Origin of the sequence: Halomonas sp. B23F22_20 (assembly GCF_043496985.1) — a bacterium.
In the GTDB taxonomy this organism is placed as follows: domain Bacteria; phylum Pseudomonadota; class Gammaproteobacteria; order Pseudomonadales; family Halomonadaceae; genus Halomonas.
The window spans coordinates 98197-120350 of the sequence record NZ_JBIEKH010000004.1; the positions used below are offsets into that span (position 1 = coordinate 98197).

At 65.8% G+C, this 22154-nt stretch carries 18 protein-coding genes; 12 read left to right on the forward strand and 6 right to left on the reverse strand.

What is annotated here, in order from left to right; genetic code table 11:
* Window positions 1-12 precede the first annotated feature (12 nt).
* Entirely contained in the window at window positions 13-2118 is a 2106-nt protein-coding gene (locus tag ACGTN6_RS04020; RefSeq protein ID WP_394589971.1) for a putative bifunctional diguanylate cyclase/phosphodiesterase, read from the reverse strand.
* Between the two features lie 238 nt (window positions 2119-2356).
* Between ACGTN6_RS04020 and ACGTN6_RS04025 the strand changes: the two genes are divergently transcribed.
* Window positions 2357-3100 carry a sulfite exporter TauE/SafE family protein gene (locus ACGTN6_RS04025; protein WP_394589972.1) on the forward strand — a complete coding sequence of 248 codons (744 nt, stop codon included), beginning with the start codon at window positions 2357-2359 and terminating at the stop codon, window positions 3098-3100.
* Window positions 3101-3175: 75 nt separating this feature from the next.
* On the opposite strand, the gene iolB is transcribed toward ACGTN6_RS04025, so the two are convergent.
* The 3 genes from iolB to ACGTN6_RS04040 are packed head-to-tail and all read right to left on the reverse strand — an operon-like array spanning window position 3176 to window position 5911.
* Entirely contained in the window at window positions 3176-3979 is an 804-nt protein-coding gene (gene iolB, locus ACGTN6_RS04030; RefSeq protein ID WP_394589973.1) for a 5-deoxy-glucuronate isomerase, read from the reverse strand.
* A 17-nt stretch (window positions 3980-3996) separates the two neighbouring features.
* Window positions 3997-4992 (reverse strand): inositol 2-dehydrogenase, encoded by a 996-nt coding sequence (gene iolG / locus ACGTN6_RS04035; RefSeq protein ID WP_394589974.1) that lies wholly within the window; start codon window positions 4990-4992, stop codon window positions 3997-3999.
* Window positions 4993-5041: 49 nt separating this feature from the next.
* Window positions 5042-5911, reverse strand: coding sequence for a MurR/RpiR family transcriptional regulator (locus ACGTN6_RS04040; protein ID WP_394589975.1), 870 nt, complete (start codon window positions 5909-5911; stop codon window positions 5042-5044).
* Between the two features lie 205 nt (window positions 5912-6116).
* Between ACGTN6_RS04040 and ACGTN6_RS04045 the strand changes: the two genes are divergently transcribed.
* The 11 genes from ACGTN6_RS04045 to ACGTN6_RS04095 all read left to right on the forward strand — a co-directional run bounded on the left by ACGTN6_RS04045 (window position 6117) and on the right by ACGTN6_RS04095 (window position 21364).
* Window positions 6117-7055 (forward strand): sugar ABC transporter substrate-binding protein, encoded by a 939-nt coding sequence (locus tag ACGTN6_RS04045; protein WP_394589977.1) that lies wholly within the window; start codon window positions 6117-6119, stop codon window positions 7053-7055.
* Between the two features lie 52 nt (window positions 7056-7107).
* On the forward strand, window positions 7108-8238 hold the full coding sequence (locus ACGTN6_RS04050) for an ABC transporter permease (RefSeq protein WP_394589979.1): 1131 nt from the start codon (window positions 7108-7110) through the stop codon (window positions 8236-8238).
* A gap of 1 nt (window position 8239) precedes the next feature.
* Entirely contained in the window at window positions 8240-9097 is an 858-nt protein-coding gene (locus ACGTN6_RS04055) for an ATP-binding cassette domain-containing protein (protein WP_394589980.1), read from the forward strand.
* Window positions 9098-9113: 16 nt separating this feature from the next.
* A complete protein-coding gene (locus ACGTN6_RS04060; RefSeq protein ID WP_394589982.1) occupies window positions 9114-9911 on the forward strand; it encodes a TIM barrel protein in 798 nt (265 codons plus the stop codon).
* Window positions 9912-10008: 97 nt separating this feature from the next.
* A complete protein-coding gene (locus tag ACGTN6_RS04065; protein WP_394589983.1) occupies window positions 10009-11961 on the forward strand; it encodes a bifunctional 5-dehydro-2-deoxygluconokinase/5-dehydro-2-deoxyphosphogluconate aldolase in 1953 nt (650 codons plus the stop codon).
* Window positions 11958-13805 carry a 3D-(3,5/4)-trihydroxycyclohexane-1,2-dione acylhydrolase (decyclizing) gene (gene iolD / locus ACGTN6_RS04070; RefSeq protein WP_394589984.1) on the forward strand — a complete coding sequence of 616 codons (1848 nt, stop codon included), beginning with the start codon at window positions 11958-11960 and terminating at the stop codon, window positions 13803-13805. Before ACGTN6_RS04065 ends, iolD begins: the two co-directional genes overlap by 4 nt.
* An 81-nt stretch (window positions 13806-13886) precedes the next feature.
* The gene (iolE, locus tag ACGTN6_RS04075) at window positions 13887-14789 is read left to right on the forward strand and encodes a myo-inosose-2 dehydratase (RefSeq protein WP_394589985.1); all 903 of its coding nucleotides are present in this window, start codon (window positions 13887-13889) and stop codon (window positions 14787-14789) included.
* An 18-nt stretch (window positions 14790-14807) separates the two neighbouring features.
* The gene (locus tag ACGTN6_RS04080) at window positions 14808-16310 is read left to right on the forward strand and encodes a CoA-acylating methylmalonate-semialdehyde dehydrogenase (protein WP_394589986.1); all 1503 of its coding nucleotides are present in this window, start codon (window positions 14808-14810) and stop codon (window positions 16308-16310) included.
* Window positions 16311-16384: 74 nt separating this feature from the next.
* Window positions 16385-17509 (forward strand): Gfo/Idh/MocA family protein, encoded by a 1125-nt coding sequence (locus tag ACGTN6_RS04085; protein ID WP_394589987.1) that lies wholly within the window; start codon window positions 16385-16387, stop codon window positions 17507-17509.
* Between the two features lie 192 nt (window positions 17510-17701).
* Window positions 17702-19459, forward strand: a complete 1758-nt coding sequence (locus tag ACGTN6_RS04090) for a formate--tetrahydrofolate ligase (protein WP_394589988.1) — start codon at window positions 17702-17704, stop codon at window positions 19457-19459.
* Between the two features lie 186 nt (window positions 19460-19645).
* Window positions 19646-21364, forward strand: coding sequence for an EAL domain-containing protein (locus ACGTN6_RS04095; RefSeq protein WP_394589989.1), 1719 nt, complete (start codon window positions 19646-19648; stop codon window positions 21362-21364).
* A gap of 25 nt (window positions 21365-21389) precedes the next feature.
* Here ACGTN6_RS04095 and ACGTN6_RS04100 read toward each other — a convergent pair whose 3' ends face one another.
* Window positions 21390-21839: a flagella synthesis protein FlgN gene (locus ACGTN6_RS04100; RefSeq protein WP_394589990.1), complete on the reverse strand. Its 450-nt coding sequence runs from the start codon at window positions 21837-21839 to the stop codon at window positions 21390-21392.
* Entirely contained in the window at window positions 21836-22129 is a 294-nt protein-coding gene (flgM, locus tag ACGTN6_RS04105; RefSeq protein ID WP_394589991.1) for a flagellar biosynthesis anti-sigma factor FlgM, read from the reverse strand. The genes ACGTN6_RS04100 and flgM overlap by 4 nt, the downstream gene beginning before the upstream one ends.
* Window positions 22130-22154 lie beyond the last annotated feature (25 nt).

A 22154-nucleotide genomic window follows, 5' to 3' on the forward strand; every position in this document is an offset into this window, starting at 1 on the left:
CTGGCGGGCGCGTCAGCCCTCCTGAAGCTCGCCGAGGGCTCCGGCCACTGCCCGTCGATCCGCCAGCAGGCGCCTCAACTCGTCGCCGGGGAGCGCCCGGCTGTACAGGTAGCCCTGGTATTCGTGACTCTGCAGCTGGCGAACCAGGCTCAGCTGTTCTTCGCTTTCGATGCCCTCGGCGACGACCTTCAGGTCGAGGCTCCTGGCCAGGGCCACCACGGCGCGCACGATGGCGGCATCCTGCAGATTGGTGACCGCATCGGTCATGAAGGTACGGTCGATCTTGAGGCGGTCGATGGGAAAACGCTTCAACTGGGCCAGGTTCGAATACCCGGTGCCGAAGTCGTCTATGGACAGCACCACCCCGAGGGCGCGCAGCTCGGTGAGGGTCTCCAGGGCGTGGTCCGGGTTCTGGATCAGTGCGCTCTCGGTCAGCTCGAGCTCGAGACAGGATGCCGGTAGCCCGGTGTCCGCCAGCGCTTGGCGGACGGTGTCGACGAAGTGGCGGTTGTTCAGCTGAATGGCGGAGATATTGACCGCCATCGGCATCGGCCGGCCGTCTTCTCTTCCCCACTCCCTGGCATACCGGCAGGCGGTGCGTAGCACCCATTCGCCGATCGCCAGGATCAGGCCGGAGTCCTCGGCGAGCGGAATGATCTCGTCCGGCGCCACCGTGCCGAGTTCCTCGTCGTCCCAGCGCAGCAGGGCCTCCACGCCGGTGATGCGGCCCGTCTCGACGTGTACCTTGGGCTGATACGCCAGGCTCAGGGTCTCGTTGTCGATCGCCAGCCGCAGGCGCCGCTCCAGCTGGGCGCGCCGCTCGGCGTGGGACGACATGTCGGGTTCGAAGTACTGGAAGTTGTTCCTGCCCATCTGCTTGGCGCAGTACATGGCGGCGTCGGCGTGCACCATCAGCTCGTGCTTGTCCCGGCCATGATCGGGATAGAGGCTGATGCCGACGCTGGACGAGATGCTCACCACGCTGTTGCCGACCTGGAACGGCTTGTCCAGGGTGCTGACGATGCGCTTGGCCAGGCCGGTCACGATATCGGGCGCCGCGCCGCTTTCCACCACCACCATGAACTCGTCGCCGCCGACCCGGGCGACGGTATCGGAGTCGCGCACGGCCGCCTGTAGTCGCGCCGCCGCCTGCTGGATCAGCTCGTCGCCTACGTGGTGACCCATCGAGTCGTTGACGTTCTTGAAGCGGTCCAGGTCGACGAAGAACACCGCGAAGGCCTGTTGGCTGGCGTCGAGCAGGGCATCCAGGCGCTCCTCCAGCAGCAGCCGGTTGGGCAGCTGGGTCAGGGCGTCGCGATAGACCATGTTCTTGAGTTCGTGGTTGGCCTCGCGCAGCGAGTCGGCGAGCCGGGCGTTGCGCGATGACATATGGGCATCGAAGAGCGAGATCATCATGGCGGCGAGCATGATGCAGGTCGAGACCAGCGCCACGGTGATGGCGAGCTGGTGGGTCGAGAGGCCGCCGGTGGCCGGTTGCATGCCGCCTTCAGGGTAGATGGCGGCGGCCATTCCGGTGTAGTGCATGCCCGAAATGCCGATCGCCATGATCAGCGCGGCCAGGCCGCGTTGCCAGATCGGAGAACGGGCCCGGGTATGGGTTGGATTCAGGTGAAAGGCCAGCCATAGTGCCGCCGCCGCGGCCGAGACGGCAATGCCCACCGAGATCAGAAACAGGTCCCATCGATAGTGCAGGGCACCTTCGGTCTGCATCGCCTCCATGCCGACATAATGCATCAGGCATACGCCGAGCCCCATGACCAGGGCACCGACACTCAGGCGGAAACGGCTCAGCCGTCCCGCCTGGACGATGGCCAACGCCAGCGCGGAGGAAAAGATCGCGGCCAGCAGGGAGATGACGGTCAGGGGCACGCCGTAGCCAACGTCGGCCGTCATTTCCATGGCCAGCATGCCGATAAAGTGCATCGACCAGATGCCGGTGCCCATGGCGAAGGCGCCGCCGACAAGCCAGGCGTGGCCGGCCAGGCCCGTGCTGGCGCGCACCCGGCCGGCGAGGTCCAGGGCGGTGAGGGAAGCGATGGCGGCGACGCCGAACGACAGGGCGACCAGTGCCAGATTATAGGAAGCCTCGTGCTCCATGGCGTTCAGTTCTATGGTGGCGGCAAAGGGAAGCAGTCTGGTGAAGCGCTACGTGGAAGGCAAGCCCGGCCGGGTGGGGCTGTCAGGGCATAACGTGATCGATCTTGGGAAAAGGGCGAGCCAAGTCCGGTATGATCGTTCCATAATCTTTCCCATTGGAATTCTGTCGGCGGTGTCTCGTCGTCCTCGGTTCGGCGGCCGGAGGCGCCTGCCCGGATGACGCGCAAAGGAGCTGCTCATGCTGCCCGACTACTCCTGGCTCGCCTGGACGCTGATCGTCCTTTCCACCTATCTCACCGGTATCTCCAAGGGCGGCTTTGCCGGTGGCTTCGGTACGCTGTCGGTGCCGCTGATGGCGCTGGCGATCGGCCCCATCGAGGCCGCGGGCCTGCTGCTGCCGTTGCTGCTGGTGATGGATGTGCTGGCGGTGAAGGCCTGGTGGGGTCATCAGGACATGGCCGAGGTGAAGCGTCTGGTGCCCGGCCTGGCTATCGGCGTGGTGGCCGCGACATTGGTGGCGGGCAGCCTGGACGAGGACCATGTGCGCCTGCTGCTGGGCGTGATCTCGCTGCTGTTCGTCGCCTACATGATCGCCAAGCCCGCCGCGTCACGGCCGATCCGCGCCTTCTGGGCCTGGCCCGCGGGGATCGCTACCGGCATCACCAGCTTCATCGCCCACGCCGGGGCACCGCCGATGAATCTCTACCTGGTCCCGCGGCGCCTGCCCAAGATGACCTTCATCGCTACCACCACCCTGGTGTTCGCCGCGGTGAACCTGATGAAGCTGCCGCCCTATCTGTGGCTCGGCGAGATCAATCTGACCAGCGCCTGGGCCTCGCTGGCGCTGGTACCGGTGGCCTGGGCCGGGGTGCGCAGCGGCCTGTGGCTGCAGCACCGGGTCAACGAGCGGTTGTTCTATCGGCTGGTGGTGCTGGCCATGGCGATCGTCGGCGTGCAGTTGATCGTCAAGGCGCTGGGGTAGCCGCCGGACAAAAAAGCCCCGCCTGTGCGGGGCGAAGGGACGTCAGGATGCCTTGGGCAATGGCAGGGAGGGTCGTCACTGCTGGACGATCCACTCGTGTGCCGGGTCGTTCTGGAATTTCCATTGGCGCTTGGGGCCGGCCATCACGTTGAGGTAGTAGAGCTCGTAGCCGTGGGGAGCGCCGACCGGGTGGTAGCCCCGCGGCACCATCACGCAGCAGCCGTTCTCCACCGCCATGGTTTCGTCCAGGCTGCGGTCGTCGGTGTAGACCCGCTGGAAGGCGAAGCCCTGGGACGGGTTCAGGCGGTGGTAGTAGGTCTCCTCGAGGATCGACTCCTCGGGCAGGTTGTCCACGTCGTGCTTGTGCGGTGGGTAGCTGGACCAGTTGCCCGCGGGGGTGTAGACCTCCACCACCAGCAGGCTGTCGGCCGGCTCGGTCTCCGGCAGGATGTCCTGGATATGACGGGTATTGGTTCCGCCACCGCGGGTGGTCTGCTTGACCTGGTCGGGGGCGATCAGCCGCGGCTGGTGGTTGCCGTGCCCCGGTGCGCTGCACACCGCAAGCTCCATGTCGGTGGTGGCCTCTACCTCGAAGCTGACCTCGTCGGGCAGGTAGACGGCGTAGGGCGGCACCTTCTCGAAGATGTCCATGCGCTTGCCGATATCCTCCCAACGGTGCTCGCCGCAGGTCACGGTGGCACGGCCAGTCAGCAGCACCAGGCAGTGCTCGCGGCCGCCGGTGTTGGCCTCGAGGCGTTGGCCGCGGGACAGCCTGTGCACCCGGAAGCCGACGTGTTCCCAGCCGGCGGATTGCGGCGTGATGTCGAGTACCGTGCCCTGGTCGTCGGGCGCATGGGGGCGTACCAGCAGTGAGGTCATGGGTCGCTCCTGTCGAGTCAGTGAATGTCTGCCAGTGCGATACGGCGGCCTTCCCGCAGCGAGCGCTCGGCCGCTTCGGCCAGGCGTAGCGCTTCCAGGCCATCGCGGGCGCCGGCCAGCGGCTCGCGCCCTTGCCGCCAGGCATCGACGAAGTCGTCGATCTCGCGGCGATAGGCCTCGGCATAGCGTTCCAGGAAGAACCACTTGGGCTTGTCTTCCACCTGGCCGGGCTCACCCGTGAAGCGCAGGCGGGTCTCGCTCTCGTTCTGTGCCTGCAGCATGCCGGCGCTGCCGAAGGCCTCGATGCGCTGGTCATAGCCGTAGCTGGCGCGGCGAGAATTGTTGATATGGCACAGGCGACCGCTGGCCGTGGTCAGGGTCACCATGGCGGTATCGATATCCCCTGCTTCGCCGATCGCGGGATCGATCAGGCAGTTGCCCTGCGCCTGCACCTGGACGATGGGCTCGTCGAGCAGCCAGCGGGCCATGTCGAAGTCGTGGATCATCATGTCGCGAAACAGGCCGCCCGAGGCGCTGACGTACTCGGCGGGCGGCGGCGCAGGATCTCGGCTGATGATGGATAGAGTCTCCAGTTCGCCGATCCGCCCTTCCACCACGGCGCGCTTGAGGGCCGCGAATTGCGGGTCATGGCGACGGTTGAAGCCCAGCGCACAGGTCACCGGGTGTGCCTCGAGGACTCGCAGCGCCTCGCCGGTGCGGGCCAGGTCGAGCGCGATCGGCTTCTCGCAGAGCACCGCCTTGCCGCCGCGGGCGGCGCGTTCCAGGTAGTCGGCATGGGTCGGTGTGCTGGAGGCGATCAGCACGGCATCCACCTCGGCGTCCTCGAAGACGGCCTCGGGGCCGACGACGCGGGCGTCGTACTGGCGGGCGAGGGCTTCGGCGGCCTCGGCGTGGTAGTCGGCCACGGCGGCCAGGGTGACGCCCGGGTGGGCGTCGATGGCTCGGGCGTGTACCTGGCCGATGCGGCCGGCACCGATCAGAGCGAGTCTCATGGCGTGTCCTGTGGGTCGGGGGAAGGGGAAGCGCTAGCCCGTCATGCGATCAGGCGCGCTCTTCGTCGTCTTGTTGCTGCTGGGCGCAGCGCTCGCGTGCCTTGTCCTGGCGCACGCCCAGCGAGATGGCCAGCGTCTGCGTCAGGCACAGCGACGCGGTCAGGCCGCGAAAACTCTTGACCTCGGCCTCGTGGACCACCAGCGAGACGTCGGCGATGCGAGACAGCGGGCTGAGGTTGGAGTCGGTGATCACCACCAGTGGAATGCCGCGTTTGCGGGCCTCGTCCGCCACCTCTCGGGATTCCTGGGCATAGGGCGAGAAGCTGACCACCAGCAGGGCATCCTGGGGCTCGATGTTGCGGATCTGCTCGCCGTACATGCCGCCCAGGCCATTGACTAGGAAGGTGCGCTTGTCGATGTGGTGCAGGGCATAGGTCATGTAGCTGGCCACCACGAAGCTGCGTCGCGCGCCCATCACATGGATGGCGCGAGCCTGCTCGAAGATGTCCAGGGCGCGTTCCAGGTGGCGAGGGTCGATGCGCCCCGGCAGCTGGTCGAGCACCTCGCGATTGGCCTCGGCGAACTCCCACAGCAGCTGAGTGCTGTCCGGCGTCTCGCCGGTGGCGGAACGTACGGCGCGAATACGCTCGTTGTAGTTGGGCAGCTCGTCCACCAGCCGTGAGCGAAACAGCTGTTGCATCTCGGAGAACCCGGAGAAGCCGAAGTGGTTGGCGAAACGGATCAGGGTCGATGGGGTGACGCCTGTCTGCTCGGCCAGTTTGGCCACGGTGGCGAAGGCCACCTCCTGGGGATGATCGAGCAGGAAGCGGGCCGTCTGCTGGAGGCGGCGGCTCAGCGACGGGTAGTCCGCCGTGATGCGGGTCTCCAGTGCCTCGAAGTCCTGGGGCGTCTGATTCATGAGAGGGTCCTCGTCTTCGCCGCAATGGCGTTGACTGCCGATGCGTTCGTCTATTGGCAGTCTAGGCGAAATGGAATGATTGTTCTAATAATACCAAAGTATAGAACATTTTATTTGTAAAATTCTCAATTTGGAATCTATATTCCATAGCGTCATCCCGCTGGCGTATCCACCACACAACGACAAACAAGAGAGGAATTCCTCCATGGCACGTCTATCTCACTGGTTGCTGGCATCAGCCACTGCTGCGGCGCTCATGGCCGGCACCGCCCAGGCACAAGAATCGAATCGCTTCGTCATGGTGACCCATGGCGTTCCCTCCGATCCCTTCTGGTCTGTGGTCAAGAATGGCGCCGAGGCCGCGGCTGAAACGGTAGGAGCGGAGTTGGAATATCGTGCGCCATCCACCTTCGACATGGCCAAGATGCAACAGCTGGTCGAGGCGGCGGTGGCCTCTGACCCGGACGGTCTTATCGTCTCCTTCACCGATGAAGATGCGCTGGGAGGCGTCATCCAGGAGGCCTCAGACAACGGCATTCCGGTGATTACCATCAACTCCGGTGGCGACGTCGCGCACAAGTATGGAGCTCGCCTGCATGTCGGTCAGAGCGAATACGAGGCGGGCAAGCGGGCCGCCGAGCGCATGCAGGAGATGGGCGTCGAGAAGGCGATTTGCGTCAACCATGAACAGGGCAACCAGGGCCTCGACCAGCGTTGTGACGGCTTCCTCGAGGGCTTCGACGGCAACGCCGAACAACTGGCGACGACCTATGATCCGACATCGATCCGCAATGCCATCGTGGCCTACCTCAATGAAAACAGTGATGTGCGTGGTGTCTTGACGCTGGGGGCGCTGGCCGCCGAACCCATGCTCCAAGCCATGCGCGAGCAGGGGGCCACCGACATGTTTACTCTCGGCACCTTCGATCTCTCACCCGGCATCCTTGAGGCCCTGGAGGCCGACGAGCTGGATTTCGCCATCGACCAGCAACAGTACCTGCAGGGCTACCTGCCGGTGATGTTCCTCGAGCAGCATGCCAAGAACGGCTTGCTCCCTGCGGGAGATGTGGCCACCGGCCCCGGCTTCGTGACACCGGAGAACGCCGCGCAGGTGCTCGAGCTGAGTGAGCAGGGTATCCGCTGAACACCATCACGCATGTAGGGGCCCGTCTGGCGGGCCCTGGGAGTCGATCGTCATGAAGTCCAATGCATCCCCCAAAGCCGAAGCCGGCGCTGTGGAACCACAGGACGAGCGTATCCAGAAGGTATCGTTCTGGAAGCAGGCATTGAGCCGTCCTGAGTTTGGCGCACTGGCCGGTACTGTCCTGGTGCTTGCTTTCTTTCTCGTCGCTGCCAGCGGCACTGGCATGTTTACTCCGGCAGGTATCGTCAACTTTCTCGAGGTGGCGGCCCAACTGGGCATCATTGCTACCGCCGCCGCCCTGCTGATGATCGGCGGCGAGTTCGACCTCTCCATCGGTTCGATGATCGGCCTGGCTGGCATTCTGATTGCCATTCCCGCCGTGGAGTATGGCTGGCCCTTATGGGCGGCCATTCTGTTGGCTTTCTCCTGTGCAGCTCTCGTGGGATGGATCAATGGCAACCTGGTCAACAAGACGGGACTGCCGTCGTTCATCGTGACGCTAGGCTTTCTGTTTATCCTGCGGGGCTTGGCGATCGGCGTCAGTCGATTACTGACCGGTCGTACCCAGATCGGAGGTGTTCACGACCATATCCCGGGTGACTGGTTTGCCAGCCTTTTCTCGGGAGAGGTGGCCACGGGGCTCTTCTCCTGGATGGCCTCTCAGGGTTGGATTGCCACCAACTTCGCCGGCAACCCGGTGGTGACAGGCATTCCAGTGTCTATCGTCTGGTGGCTGGCCTTGACCGCCCTGGCGACTTGGGTGCTGCTCTGTACACCTTACGGCAACTGGATCTTCGCCAGCGGTGGTGATGCCAATGCTGCGAGAAACTCCGGCGTGCCGGTCCATCGCGTCAAGATCTCGCTATTCATGTTCACCGCCTTCTCCGCGACCATCTTCGCCTGCCTGCAGGTAATGGACACCGGTTCGGCAGATACCATTCGCGGTCTCCTCAAGGAGCTGGAGGCAATCATCGCGGTGGTCATAGGTGGCGCCCTGCTGACTGGCGGCTATGGGTCCGCCGTCGGTGCGGCGCTGGGTGCACTGATCTTTGGCCTGGTGCAGATGGGCATTTTCTATACCGGTGTCAATACCGACTGGTTTCAGGTCTTCCTTGGCGTGATGCTGCTGGTGGCCGTGCTCTTCAACAATTTCATGCGCAAGAAGGCGATGGAGGCCAAGTGAAATGAGCGAACGTACGCCTATGATCGAGATGCGCAACGTCAGCAAACACTTCGGCAGTGTCATCGCCCTGAGTGATATTTCAGTGAAAGTCCATTCCGGTGAGGTCATGTGCCTGCTGGGCGACAATGGTGCCGGCAAGTCGACACTGATCAAGACCCTTTCGGGTGTCCATCAGCCGACTCACGGCGAGATGCTGCTGGGGGGAGAGCCGGCCCGATTCAAGTCGCCGGCCTATGCGCTCGATGCCGGTATTGCCACGGTTTTTCAGGACCTGGCGATGATCCCTCTGATGTCGATCACCCGGAACTTCTTCATGGGGCGCGAACCCACGGTGGGCTGGGGGCCGTTCAAGCGCATCGACTGGAAACTGGCCGATCGTATCGCCAAGCAGGAGATGGCCAGGATCGGGATTGACGTGCGGGATCCCAGCCAGCCGGTGGGTACGTTATCTGGCGGTGAGCGGCAATGTGTCGCGATCGCCCGGGCGGTCTATTTCGGCGCCAAGGTGTTGATCCTCGATGAGCCCACCTCGGCACTGGGGGTCAAGCAGGCATCGGTGGTGCTGCGCTACATTGCCAAGGCTCGAGCCGATGGCTTGGCGGTGATATTCATCACCCATAACGTTCATCATGCCTATCCGGTAGCGGATGCCTTCACCCTGCTCAAACGTGGCGGCAGTCTCGGGACTTTCCGCAAGGAAAACATATCTCGCGAAGAGGTGCTGAACATGATGGCAGGCGGTGCAGAGCTGGAGAGCCTGGATGCCGAACTGGCCGAGTTCCAGCGCAACGATAGCGAGCAGAACACTGACATCGAGGAAACCGATACCTCGAATACTCGCCTTGCGGCCGGTCAGTGAGAGGAGTACGGCAGCCATGATGGAACGCCATGATGCGACACCCTTCACCCTGGCGGCTTGTGCCGAAATGCTGTTTTACGACCTGCCGATTACCGAAAGGGTCAGGCGGATCGATGCCCTGGGCTTCCAGGTGGAAATCTGGGACTGGACTCGCCATGACATCCAGGCTCTGGAGCGTACGGGAGCCACCTTCTCCTCAATGACCGGCTATATCGAGGGAGCCCTGGCGGACAAGGAGGGGGCCGATCGTCTGGTACAGACAGCCCGAGAATCGATCACCGTGGCCAAGCAACTGGGTATTCCTCGCCTCAACCTTCATGGCACCGGGCTGGATGGAAAAGGACTGCCGGTCAAGCCGGCCAGCCAGGTGTCGGGAGCGATGTGGATTCGGGCTCACGACACGCTCAATCGACTGGCTGACCTGGGTGAGGAACATGGCGTGACCTTTGTGTTGGAGAACCTCAACACCGTCGTCGACCATCCTGGCGTGCCCTTTGCCCGTGCCGAGGACGTGCTGGAGTTGGTGGCCAGCGTCGAGCGCCCGGAGGTGAGGATGATGCTGGATCTCTATCACGCCCAGATCGGCGAGGGGAACCTGATCGAGCTGCTGCGCCGCTCCGCACCCTATATCGGCGAGATTCAGGTCGCCGATGTGCCGGGCCGCTGTGAACCGGGCAGCGGAGAGATTCACTATCCGGCCATCGCTCGGGCGCTGAACGACATGGGCTATCGAGGCACCGTCGGTCTGGAAGGGTGGGCATCAGAAGAGGATGAACTGGCCCTTCAGCGTTTCAAGGATGCTTTCACCCTTTGATCACTGATCGGAAATAGCGTCGTAGCGCCGAGGCAGTGTTCCACCACGTCACCTTCTCGGGATTAGGCGCGACTCAATCGCGACGCGGAGAGACGATATGCAAGAAGCAAATACCAACAACAGACCTCTGGATCTGATCTGCCTGGGCCGCGTCGCCGTCGACCTCTACTCGGAGCAGCTCGGCAGCCGCCTGGAAGACGTTTCGAGCTTTGCCAAGTATTTGGGCGGCAGCTCCGGGAACATGGCCTACGGCACCGCGCGCCTGGGGCTCAAGTCGGCGATGCTTTCGCGGGTCGGCAACGAGCAGATGGGCGGCTTCGTGCGCGAGGAGCTTGAGCGAGTGGGCGTCGATACCAGCGCGCTGCAGACTGACCCCGAGCGCCACACCGGCCTGGTGCTGCTGGCACTCAAGGATCGCGACAGCTTTCCGCTGCTGTTCTATCGCCGCGACTGTGCCGACATGGCTATCGACGCCGAGGCCATCGATCCGGCCTTCATCGCCCGCGCCAAGGCGCTGGCCATCACCGGTACTCACCTGTCCACCGAGACCACCGCGCGGGCCTGCCGCAAGGCGCTGGACGCCGCCGCCGAGCACGGCGTCAAGCGGGTGCTGGACATCGACTACCGCCCGGTGCTGTGGGGCCTGACCACTCCCGGCGATGGTGAGACTCGCTTTATCGCCGACGACAAGGTGACCGACGACCTCCAGGCCTGGCTCGGCGACTTCGACCTGATCGTCGGCACTGAGGAAGAATTCCACATCGCCGGCGGCAGCACCGACACCCTGGAATCCCTGCGGGCGGTGCGCCGGGTCAGCGGTGCCACCCTGGTGTGCAAGCTCGGTGCCCTGGGCTGCGTGGTCTTCGAGGGCGAGATTCCCGATCGCATCGAGGACGGCATCCTGGTAGAGGGCGTCAAGGTCGAGGTGCTCAACGTGCTGGGCGCCGGCGACGCCTTCATGAGCGGCCTGCTCCGGGGCTGGCTGCGCGGCGAAAGCTGGGAGACCAGCGCCAGCTACGCCAACGCCTGCGGCGCCCTGGTGGTCTCGCGCCACGGTTGCGCCCCGGCCATGCCCACCGAGGAAGAACTGTTCGACTACCTGGACCGCCGTGCCACGGTGCCGCGCCCCGATCAGGACGAGCGCCTCAATCACCTGCATCGGGTCACCACCCGGTCCCCCGCCGACTGGCCCCAGGTCTGCGGCCTGGCCTTCGACCATCGTCGCCAGCTCACCGACATGGCTCGCGACGTCAAGGCCGATCCGGCACGCATCCCGGTGCTCAAGCAACTGCTGGTCCGCGCCGCCGAGGAGGGCGCCCGCCGCACCGGGCTCACCAAGCCGGCGATCCTGGTCGACGACGTCTTCGGCCAGGATGCGCTGAACGACGCCACCGGCAAAGGCTGGTGGATCGGCCGCCCGGTGGAGCTGCCGAGCTCCCGGCCGCTGCACTTCCAGCATGGCGACGATCTGGGCAGTGAACTGCGCCACTGGCCGGCGGAACACATCATCAAGTGTTTGGTGTTCTATCACCCGGACGACCCGGTTTCGCTGCGGCTCGAACAGGAGGCCCGCCTGCGTCAGCTGTATCAGGCGGCCTGTGCCAACCACCTGGAACTGCTGATCGAGGTGATTCCGCCCAATCAACGTGGGGTCGATGACCGGACCCTGTCGCGCTCGCTGCTGCGCTTCTACAACCTGGGCATCCGGCCCGACTGGTGGAAGCTGCCGTCCATGTCCGACACCGCCTGGGACGCGGTCTGTCAGGCGATCGAGGAGCAGGATCCGCACTGCCGCGGCGTGGTGCTGCTGGGACTGGACGCGCCCATGGACGACATGAAGCGGGGCTTCGCGGCCGCCGCCCGCCATCCTCAGTGCAAGGGCTTCACCGTGGGCCGCACCCTGTTCGCCGGGCCCAGTCGCGAGTGGCTGGCCGGCGCGATAGACGATGCCCAACTGATCGACAAGGTCGCCGGCAACTACGCCGAACTGATCGAGGAATGGCAACGGCTGCGCGCCGCCCAGCCCACTGCAGAGGATGTCCTGTCATGAGCACCATTCGACTCACCATGGCCCAGGCGCTGGTCAGATACCTGGCGGCACAGCGCATCGAGGATCAGGGCCAGGAGTTCCCGCTTTTCGAAGGCGTCTTCGCGATCTTCGGCCACGGCAATGTGTCCGGCCTGGGTGAGGCCCTCTACCATGCTCGCGAGGCATTGCCGACGTTCCGCGCGCACAACGAGCAGACCATGGCGCATGCCGCCATCGCGTTCGCCAAGGCACACGGTCGGCGCCGGTTGATGGCCGCGACCAGCTCCATCGGCCCGGGGGCGACCAACATGGTCACTGCCGCAGGCTTGGCGCACGCCAACCGACTTCCGGTTCTGCTGCTGCCCGGCGATACCTTCGCGACCCGCGACCCCGATCCTGTGCTGCAGCAGGTAGAGCACTTCGGGGATCCGACCATTACGGTCAATGACTGCTTTCGCCCGGTATCTCGCTATTTCGATCGCATTACCCGGCCCGAGCAGCTGCTGACCAGCCTGCCCCAGGCCATCGCCACGTTGCTCGACCCGGAGCATTGCGGGCCGGCGACACTCGCGTTGCCCCAGGACGTCCAGACCTTCGCCCACGACTTCCCGGAAAGTTTCTTCGCACCTCGGGTACATCGCATCCGTCGCCCACAGCCCGACCCCCGAGAGCTGGAAGAAGCCCTTAGCGCCCTGGCTCGCGCCGAGCGCCCGCTGATCATCGCCGGCGGAGGGGTGCATTACGCTGGGGCTTGTGAGCGGCTCGCCGAGTTCGCTCGGACTCATGGGGTGCCGGTGGCCGAGACCCAGGCCGGCAAGGGGGCTTTGCCCGATGCTCATCCCATGGCGATGGGGGCCATCGGCGTTACCGGTAGCGAGGCGGCCAATCGCCTGGCCGAGCAGGCGGACCTGATTCTTGCCATCGGCACCCGGTTGCAGGATTTCACCACCGGGTCACGGGCGCTCTTCGAGCGCGATGAGCTGACGCTGGTGGCGCTGAACGTGGGGCGCTTCGATAGCCACAAGCACCATGCTATGCCGGTTGTCGGGGATGCCAGGGATGGCCTTGCTGCGCTGTCGGCAGGCCTGGACGGCTGGCGCACCGACGATGCCTGGCGGGAAAAGGCCGGGGGCCTGAAGCGCGACTGGACCCAGGTGGTGGCAAGGGTCACCGCCGATGAGGGGCGCGAGCTGCCCACCGATGCCCAGGTGATCGGGGCCGTGAATCGTCAGTCCGGTGAGGATGGCACCGTGGTCTGTGCTGCCGGAGGCCTGCCAGGCGAGCTGCACAAGCTTTGGCAGTGTGCCGGGCCTGGAAGCTACCACGTGGAATACGGGTACTCCTGCATGGGCTACGAGATCGCAGGCGGGTTGGGCGTGAAGATGGCTCATCCAGAACGCGAGGTGTTCGTGATGGTGGGCGATGGCTCCTATCTGATGCACAACTCGGAGCTCGCTACCTCGGTGATGCTGGGCCACAAGCTGATCGTGGTGGTGCTCGACAATCGAGGGTTCGGGTGTATCAACCGCCTTCAGCAGGCTACCGGCGGCGCCGGCTTCAATAATCTGCTCGAGGACTGCCGCACGGCCCCAGAAGGAGCTCCCAAGACCGATTTCGCCGCCCACGCTCGTTCTCTGGGATGCCGGGCCGAGCGCGTTCGCGGCATCGCCGAGCTGGAGCAGGCGCTGGTTCGGGCGCGCCAGGCGGACAGTACCTACGTCCTTACCCTGGATACCGACCCTCTGCCCAGTACCGCCGAAGGTGGCGCCTGGTGGGAGGTGGCCGTACCGGAAGTGTCCTCACGCGAGCAAGTACATAAGGCCTACCAAGGCTATCGCGAGGCCAAGCGGGGCCAGCATCGCTGAACGGCCAGCCTCGTTGCCGACTCTCTCCACTTTTACGAACCATCCAGGCAGGCCTTGCGGCCGCCTGACAGGAGCAAGCCCATGTCCACCGTACGCCTGGGAATCAACCCCCTGACCTGGACCAACGACGACCTGCCGAGCCTGGGCGGTGACACCCCGCTCGAGGTATGTCTTTCGGAGGGCCGTGTGGCCGGCTTCAGTGGCTTCGAGCTGGGCCACAAGTTTCCGCGCACCCCGGATGCCCTGTCCCGGGTGCTGGGCGAACACGACCTGTCGCTGGTCTCCGGCTGGTATTCCAGCCGGCTGCTGGAGCGCAGCCCGGAGGAGGAGATCGAGGCGCTCAAGGATCACCTCGAACTGCTCAAGCAGTGCGGGGCCACGGCGATGGTGTTCTGCGAGGTCTCCCGCTGCGTCCACGGCGACCAGGGCACTCCGCTGTCCCGCCGGCCGCACCTCAGCGACGCCGACTGGCATCGCCTCACCGAGGGGCTGAACGTGGTCGGTGACTACCTGAAGGAGCAGGGGGTTCACCTGGCCTATCACCATCACCTGGGCACGGTGGTGGAGAGCCAGGCCGACGTGGAGCGGTTGATGGACAACACCCGCGACTCGGTGGGGCTGCTGCTCGACTTCGGCCACCTGGTGGGCGCCGGCGGCGACCCGCTGGCCATCGCCCAGCGCTATGCCTCGCGCATCAAGCACGTGCACTGCAAGGACATGCGCCTCCCGGTGCGCGAGGCGGTGCGCAATCGCGACAAGAGCTTCCTGGACGGGGTTCTCGACGGCATGTTCACCGTGCCCGGCGACGGCGATATCGACTTCCTGCCCGCCCTCGAGCATCTCCGCGAGACCGGCTACCGGGGCTGGCTGGTGGTGGAGGCCGAGCAGGACCCGCAGGTCGCCAACCCGCTGACCTATGCCCGCCTGGGCTACGACAACCTGCGTTCCCTGGCCGAAGGGGCCGGCTTCACCATCGAGCAATAAGCACCAGAAGGTAACGTCATGAACCAGATTCACCACTATCTCAACGGCCGCCACGTCGACGGGCGCAGCGAACGCTTCGCCCCGGTCTACAATCCCGCCACCGGCGAGCAGAGCGCCCAGGTCGCCCTGGCCTCCGCCGACGAGACCCGCGAGGCGATCGCCTCCTCCGAGGCGGCCTTCGCCGGCTGGTCGAAGCTCTCGCCGCTCAAGCGCTCGCGTATCATGTTCACGTTCAAGGCGCTGGTCGAAGAACACGCCGACGAGCTGGCCGCGATGATCTCCCGCGAGCACGGCAAGGTGTTCTCCGACGCCAAGGGCGAGGTGACCCGCGGCCTGGAGGTGGTCGAGTTCGCCTGCGGCATCCCGCACCTGCAGAAGGGCGAGCACTCGATGAACGTCGGCACCGGCGTCGACAGCTACTCGATGATGCAGCCGCTGGGTGTGTGCGCCGGCATCTCGCCGTTCAACTTCCCGGCCATGGTGCCGATGTGGATGTTCCCCATCGCCCTGGCCTGCGGCAATACCTTCATCATGAAGCCGTCCGAGAAGGACCCGTCCACGCCGATGCGCCTGGCCGAGCTGCTCAGCGAGGCCGGACTGCCCGACGGCGTGTTCAACGTGGTCAACGGCGACAAGGAATCGGTCGACGTGCTGCTCACCGACGAGCGTGTCCAGGCGGTGAGCTTCGTCGGCTCCACGCCGATCGCCGAATATATCTATGCCACCGCCTCGGCGCATGGCAAGCGCGTCCAGGCGCTGGGCGGGGCCAAGAACCACATGGTGGTGATGCCCGACGCCGACCTCGACCAGGCGGTGAGCGCGTTGATGGGCGCGGCCTACGGCTCCGCCGGCGAGCGCTGCATGGCGATCTCGGTGGCCGTGCCGGTGGGCGAGGAGACCGCCGAGCGGCTGCGCGCCAAGCTCGTCGAAGCGCTCGGCAAGCTGCGCGTCGGCCCGGGCCTCGTCGAGGGGCCCGACAACGACATGGGCCCGCTGGTCACCCGCGAGCACCTGGAGAAGGTCAAGGGCTATATCCAGGCCGGGGTGGACGAGGGCGCCGAGCTGGTGGTCGACGGCCGTGAGGCGGTGATCGACGGTGCCGGCGACGGCTACTTCGTCGGTGGCACCCTGTTCGACCGCGTCACCCCGGGCATGCGCATCCATTCCGAGGAGATCTTCGGGCCGGTGCTGGCCATCGCCCGGGCGGCGAGCTTCGACGACGCGGTGGCGATGATCAATGACCACGAGTACGGCAACGGCACCGCCATCTTCACCCGCGACGGCGATGCCGCGCGCCAATACTGCGAGCAGATCCAGGTCGGCATGGTCGGCGTCAACGTGCCGATCCCGGTGCCCATGGCCTTCCACAGCTTCGGCGGCTGGAAGCGCTCGCTGTTCGGCCCGCTGCACATGCACGGCCCCGACGGTGTGCGCTTCTACACCCGCATGAAGACCATCACCCAGCGCTGGCCGAGCGGCATCCGCGAAGAGACCAACCACTTCACCATGCCGACTCTCTAAGCTACGCCAACCTACTACCCGTGCGGCGTCGGGCCGAGAGGTCCGGCCTCGCCATGCCATGTAAGGACGACGGGATGGCAGATCTTTCGTTTGGTTTGATTGGTACTGGCTTCATGGGCAAGGCCCATGCCATCGCTCTCAAGGCGGCGCCCACTGTCTTTTCCCTGCCAGCCCTCCCGGTCTGCGATCTGCTGGCCGAGGTCGATGACGAACAGGCCGTTCGAAAGGCGCGGGAACTGGGCTTCGCCCGCGCTACCGGTGATTGGAGGACCTTAGTCAAGGATCCGGATGTGGATGTGGTCGATATCTGCGCGCCCAATTTCCTGCACAAGGAGATGGCCTTGGCCGCCATCGCGGCGGGCAAGCATGTCTACACCGAAAAACCGCTGGCTCTTTCGGCCGACGATGCCCGGGAGATGGTAGAGGCCGCCGAGCAGGCCGGCGTCAGGACCCTCGTGGGCTTCAACTATATCCGCAATTCGGCCACCCAACTGGCCCGAGAGATTATCGACAGCGGTGAAATCGGCGAGCTGATTCACTTTCGAGGCCGCCACAACGAGGACTACCTAGCCGACCCGGCCAAGCCCCTCGATTGGCACACGCGCCGTGGCACCGCCGGGGCGGGGGCCCTGGGCGATGTGGGTTCGCATATCCTCAATATGGCGGAATATCTCACCGGGCAACGCATCCAGGAGGTCTTCGGTCAGTTGCAGACGGTGATTCCAAAGCGCCCATTGGCGGACGGCAGCGGCGGTCTTGGTGACGTGGAAAACGACGATCAGGCTCAGGCGCTACTGCGCTTCGACGGCGGCTTGATTGGCAATATCGAGACCTCGCGGGTGGCCACCGGGCGCAAGATGGGCCTGGCTTACACCGTCACCGGTACCAAGGGAAGCATCGTCTTCGACCAGGAGCGCATGAGTGAGCTTCAGCTCTACCAGCGCGAGGGGCCCGAGGGCCGCCAGGGGTTTCGCACGCTGTTGATGGGCCCCGAGCATCCGGATTATGCGGCCTTCAGTCCTGCTCCCGGTCATGGTCTTGGTTACAACGATCAGAAGATCATCGAGGTGCGCGACCTGATCGAGGGCATCGTTTCCGGCAAGCCCCTCTATCCGGATTTCCGTGAAGCCTGGCGAGTCAATCGAATGATCGACGCCATTGAAGCCTCTCATGCACAGGGAGGCTGGGTTCCCGTCTAGCGCCTTGCTGCCTGCTGCCCTCTCGCATGACACGGGCATGGTCATGGTGGTGCATGTCAGCGGATGTCCGTTTCGACTATGCCAGCGTCGTAACCGGAATGCCGTACTCCCCCGAGGCGTTCCACGCTTTCCAGGAAGGCGTGGACTCAGGACGAAGGCGCCGCCGGCGGCGGTGCCTCGCGGGAGGGCGAGATGACCGACTACATGCCGTGGCGCGACGACGAACCCCTGGCGCAGGAATCCGTGTCGCTGGAGGCGGCGCCCCCTCCCGATTGGCCGGCTCCCGGTTCGCCGGATATCGTCATCGCGCGGGCGGTCGCGCCCCGGCCCATCGCCGAAGTGGCGGCACGGCTCGGCATCGAGGCCTCGCAGCTGCTGCCTTTCGGCCACGACAAGGCCAAGCTTCCCCACGCCTTCACCGATGGCCTGGCCGAGCGCTCTCGGGGCAAGCTGGTGCTGGTGACGGCCATCACCCCGACGCCCGCCGGCGAGGGCAAGACCACCACCACCGTAGGGCTCGGCGACGGGCTGACCCGGCTCGGTCATCGTGCCGCCATCTGCCTGCGCGAGCCCTCGCTGGGGCCCTGTTTCGGTATGAAGGGCGGCGCCGCCGGCGGCGGCCGCTCGCAGGTGATTCCCATGGAGGACATCAACCTGCACTTCACCGGCGACTTCCATGCCATCACCAGCGCCCACAACCTGCTGGCCGCGTTGATCGACAATCATCTCCACTGGGGCAACGAGCTGAATCTCGACCCCGAGCGCATCACCTGGAAGCGGGCGATGGACATGAACGACCGGGCCCTGCGCCACCTGACCGTCGGCCAGGGTGGGCAGGGCGTGCCGCGCAGCGACGGCTTCGACATTACCGCGGCGTCCGAGATCATGGCGATCCTGTGCCTGGCCCGGGATCTTGCCGACCTGCAGCGGCGCCTCGGCGAGATCGTGGTGGCGCGCACCCGTGACGGGGCGCCGGTCCTCGCGCGAGACCTCAAGGCCGATGGCGCCATGGCGGCGCTGCTCAAGCAGGCCCTGGCCCCCAACCTGGTGCAGACCCTCGAACATACCCCGGCCTTTGTCCACGGCGGGCCCTTCGCCAACATCGCCCATGGCTGCAACTCGGTGATGGCCACCCGCTCGGCGCTGGCCCTGGCCGACGTGGTCGTCACCGAGGCCGGCTTCGGCGCCGATCTGGGCGCCGAGAAGTTCTTCAACATCAAGTGTCGCCAGGCCGGCCTGGCGCCCAGCGCCGTGGTGGTCGTCGCCACCCTGCGCGCCCTCAAGATGCACGGCGGCGTGGCCCGCGAGGCCCTGGGCGCGCCCGACCCCGAGGCGGTGCGACGAGGCGCCGCCAACCTCGCTCGCCACGTCGAGAACCTGCGCGGCTTCGGCGTACCGCTGATGGTAGCGGTCAACCAGTTCGATCAGGATTCGGCCGAGGAACACGCCGTGCTGCGCGAGGCCTGCGACGCCCTGGGCGTGGAGATGGCGGTGAGCAGCCACTGGCGGGACGGCTCGGCCGGCAGCGAGGCGCTGGCCGAGCGAGTGGCGGCCTTGCTCGACGCGCCGGCGCCCGAGCCGACCCTGACCTATGCCGACGATGCCGGGTTGGTGGACAAGGTGCGAGCGATCGCCACTCGCCTCTATGGCGCCTCGGACATCAGCCTGGAAGATCGGGCTCGCCGCCAGCTGGAGGAGTACGAGGCGCTGGGGTACGGCCACCTGCCGGTATGCATCGCCAAGACGCAATACAGCTTTGCCGCTGATCCCGAGATGAACGGCCTGGCCACCGGTCATGTGCTGCCGATTCGCGAGGCTGAGCTGGCCGCCGGGGCTGGCTTCGTGGTGGTGCTGTGCGGGGCCATCATGCGCATGCCTGGCATGCCGCGCCGTCCGGCCAGCGCCGGCATGCGGCTGGACGAGGCTGGAGAGATCGAAGGGCTTTCCTGACGTTAACTGCCGCTCAATTTAATTAGATCGCCTGATACACTGTGCCTGAGAGAACCGATCCGCTGCTTTGCCGTGCCGCACGATGCCGTGGGCAGAAAGGGGGAGCTGCTGTGCGGTTTGCACTCAAGAATGTCCTGATCCGGCCGACATCCGGAGTTCAGGCACAGACGCTTCGAGGCGGCAGCGATGACGGGCAGCGGCAGGGAACCACCAGGCAACCAGGGCGAACGGCCGCCGACGTCGGCGGTGCGTTATTTGCCGGCGGTACTGTCGCGGCTCGCCGTTGAGCATGCCCCAGTGGGGTTGGTGCTGGTGGATGACCAAGGGCTGATCCGCTGGGCTAGTGCAGGGTTTCGGCGTTTGCTCGACCGGCACGATGAGGCCCTGGAAGGGCACTCGATCGAGGATCTGTTCGATTGTCCTGACTTTCTGGCTCCCCGGCGTGATGTCCTGGCGTCACTGGATAGGGGATGGCAGCAGGTGCGTCTCGCGAGTCGGGAGCCAGGCCAGGATCTGGGGCGTTTGGTGTTGGTGTCCGTCTCAGCGGTCGAGCCCGAAGCAGGGAACGCCCTGCGCCTGTTGAGCGTTATCGACCCCCGGGAGGCCCCTGAGAAGGTCGCGGCGGCATCGGAAGCGCCCCCCTATCTGGCCAGCGTCTGGCGATTCGAGGATCGCCTGCGCCATGCCCTGGAACGTGCCGACCGGTTGCAGGGGCAGGTCGGCCTGCTGATGCTGCGCCTGGAACGTCCGGTGGCCTCGGCCGCGGCGGATGACGACGAGCTGGGTGGACGCGTCGGGCGGCGCCTGGCCTACACGCTGCGACGCGAAGACAGCCTCGCCAAGCTGGCGCCCGGCTGCTGGGGAGTATTGATCGAGCCGCCGCTGTCGCCCGAGGGACTGCAGACCGCGGCGCTGCGCTGCCTCGAAGCGATGGAAGCGCCGGTGTTGGTCGACGAACGGGCGCTCCTGCCTAGCCTGTCCATCGGCATTGCGATCCATCCCGAGGACGGCGAAACGCCGGAACAGCTGCTGGCCAGCGCCGAATCGGCCTTGAGGCGTGCCGGCCCGTCGCGCTATGCCTTCTTCGACGACGGCCTGCGGCGGCGCCTTGCCGCGTCGCTGGATTTCCGCCAGCAGCTTCAGGCCGCGCTGCTGGAGCCCGAGTCGCATTTCCAGCTGCTGTTCCAGCCCCAGCTCGAGCTGCGCAGTGGCCGCTGCGTGGGCCTGGAGGCCCTGGTGCGTTGGCGCCATCCGCGCGACGGCCTGCTGACGCCCGAGCACTTCCTGCCGACGGTGGCCGAGCTTGGTCAGCAGGTACGCCTGGACCGTTGGGTCATCACCGAGGCGATCGCTCAGCGGGCCGCCTGGCGGGCTGCCGGTTCGCGACTGGCCGAGCTCGGTGTGGCGGTCAATGCGCATGTCGATCTGCTCGACCAGGCGGTGTTCGACCGGCGTCCGCTGGATGTCTTCCTTCGACAGCAGGGCCTCGAGCCGGGATGGCTGTGCCTCGAACTGGCCCAGCAGGGTCTGATCGATCGCGCCGGGCCCCAGGCTCACCTGCTGCGCCGGCTGCAGCGGCTTGGCGTCGGGTTGGCGATCAACGATATCGGCACGGGGCCCCTGGACTTGCTCAACCTGACGAGCCTGCCGGTGTCCCGGGTCAAGCTGAGTCCGGTGCTGCTGGATTCCCTCGATGCTCTCGAAGTGGGGAACGCCCTCGAGGCGCTGCTGCGCTGCCTCGAGGTGCTGTGCCTGGAGAGCGTGCTGGTCGGCGTCGAGACGGCGCCTCAGCTGGAGGCGGCCCGGCGGCTGGGGGTGACCCTGGTTCAGGGGCGCCTGTTGGGAGCGCCGCAATCGGCAGAAGCGCTGGAAGCCTGGTGGGCGGCTCGCGCCGCCTCGGGTTGATCAGGCTCGGGGCTTGCTTGGCTGGTCAGGCGCGGGCGTCGAGGCGCCGTGGCTGGAGGCCGGTACGGCCGTCGGCGGCGTAGACGTCAGGATCGGCGAGGCGGTGAATGTAGTCGAGCATCTGCTGGTTGTGGCGCATGCGTAGCTCGAGCAGGCGCCCGTTGCGCTCGTTGAGGCGCGCGATGTGCCGAGCCTTGTCCAGCATGGCATGCCAACCCTCGTGACAGCCCGCATCCTCGGCCGCCCGGCGCGCGCCTTCGACGCCTTCGGGATAGCCCAACTGGCGCTGGACCCGGGCGCGCAGCGTCTCGGTGTCTTCCAGCGCCTGCTGGAGGCCGGCCTTGTCGGCGGCCAGTTCGTTGAGTCGCCGGCCATCGATGTCGCCAGCGACCAGCAGTGCCTGCTCATCCTCTAGCAGGCCGCTCAGGTCGTTCAGGCGACTGATCTGATCGTCGAGCAGGCGTTGCAGGCTCACTCGGTGTCGCCTCCATCGGCCAACAGGTCCTGGACGCTGGCGATCAGGCCGTCGGCAATGCGTTCCGGATTGATCTCCAGACGTCCCTCGCGAATGGCCTCGCGCAGCTCGGCGACCCGCGCGGTATCGATATCGTGGCTGGCGTCGGTGCCGGCCTGACGAAGGTGCGTCATGGTCGCCGATTCCGGCGCGTCCTGGCCCGCCGCCGGCGGTGCGTCCTGGGACTTGCGGGCCGGGTCGCGTGGCTCGACCTGTCCGGGGCGCAGGGGGTGATGATTGTCGACTTTCACGGTGAATAGCCTCGTGAGCGGTGCG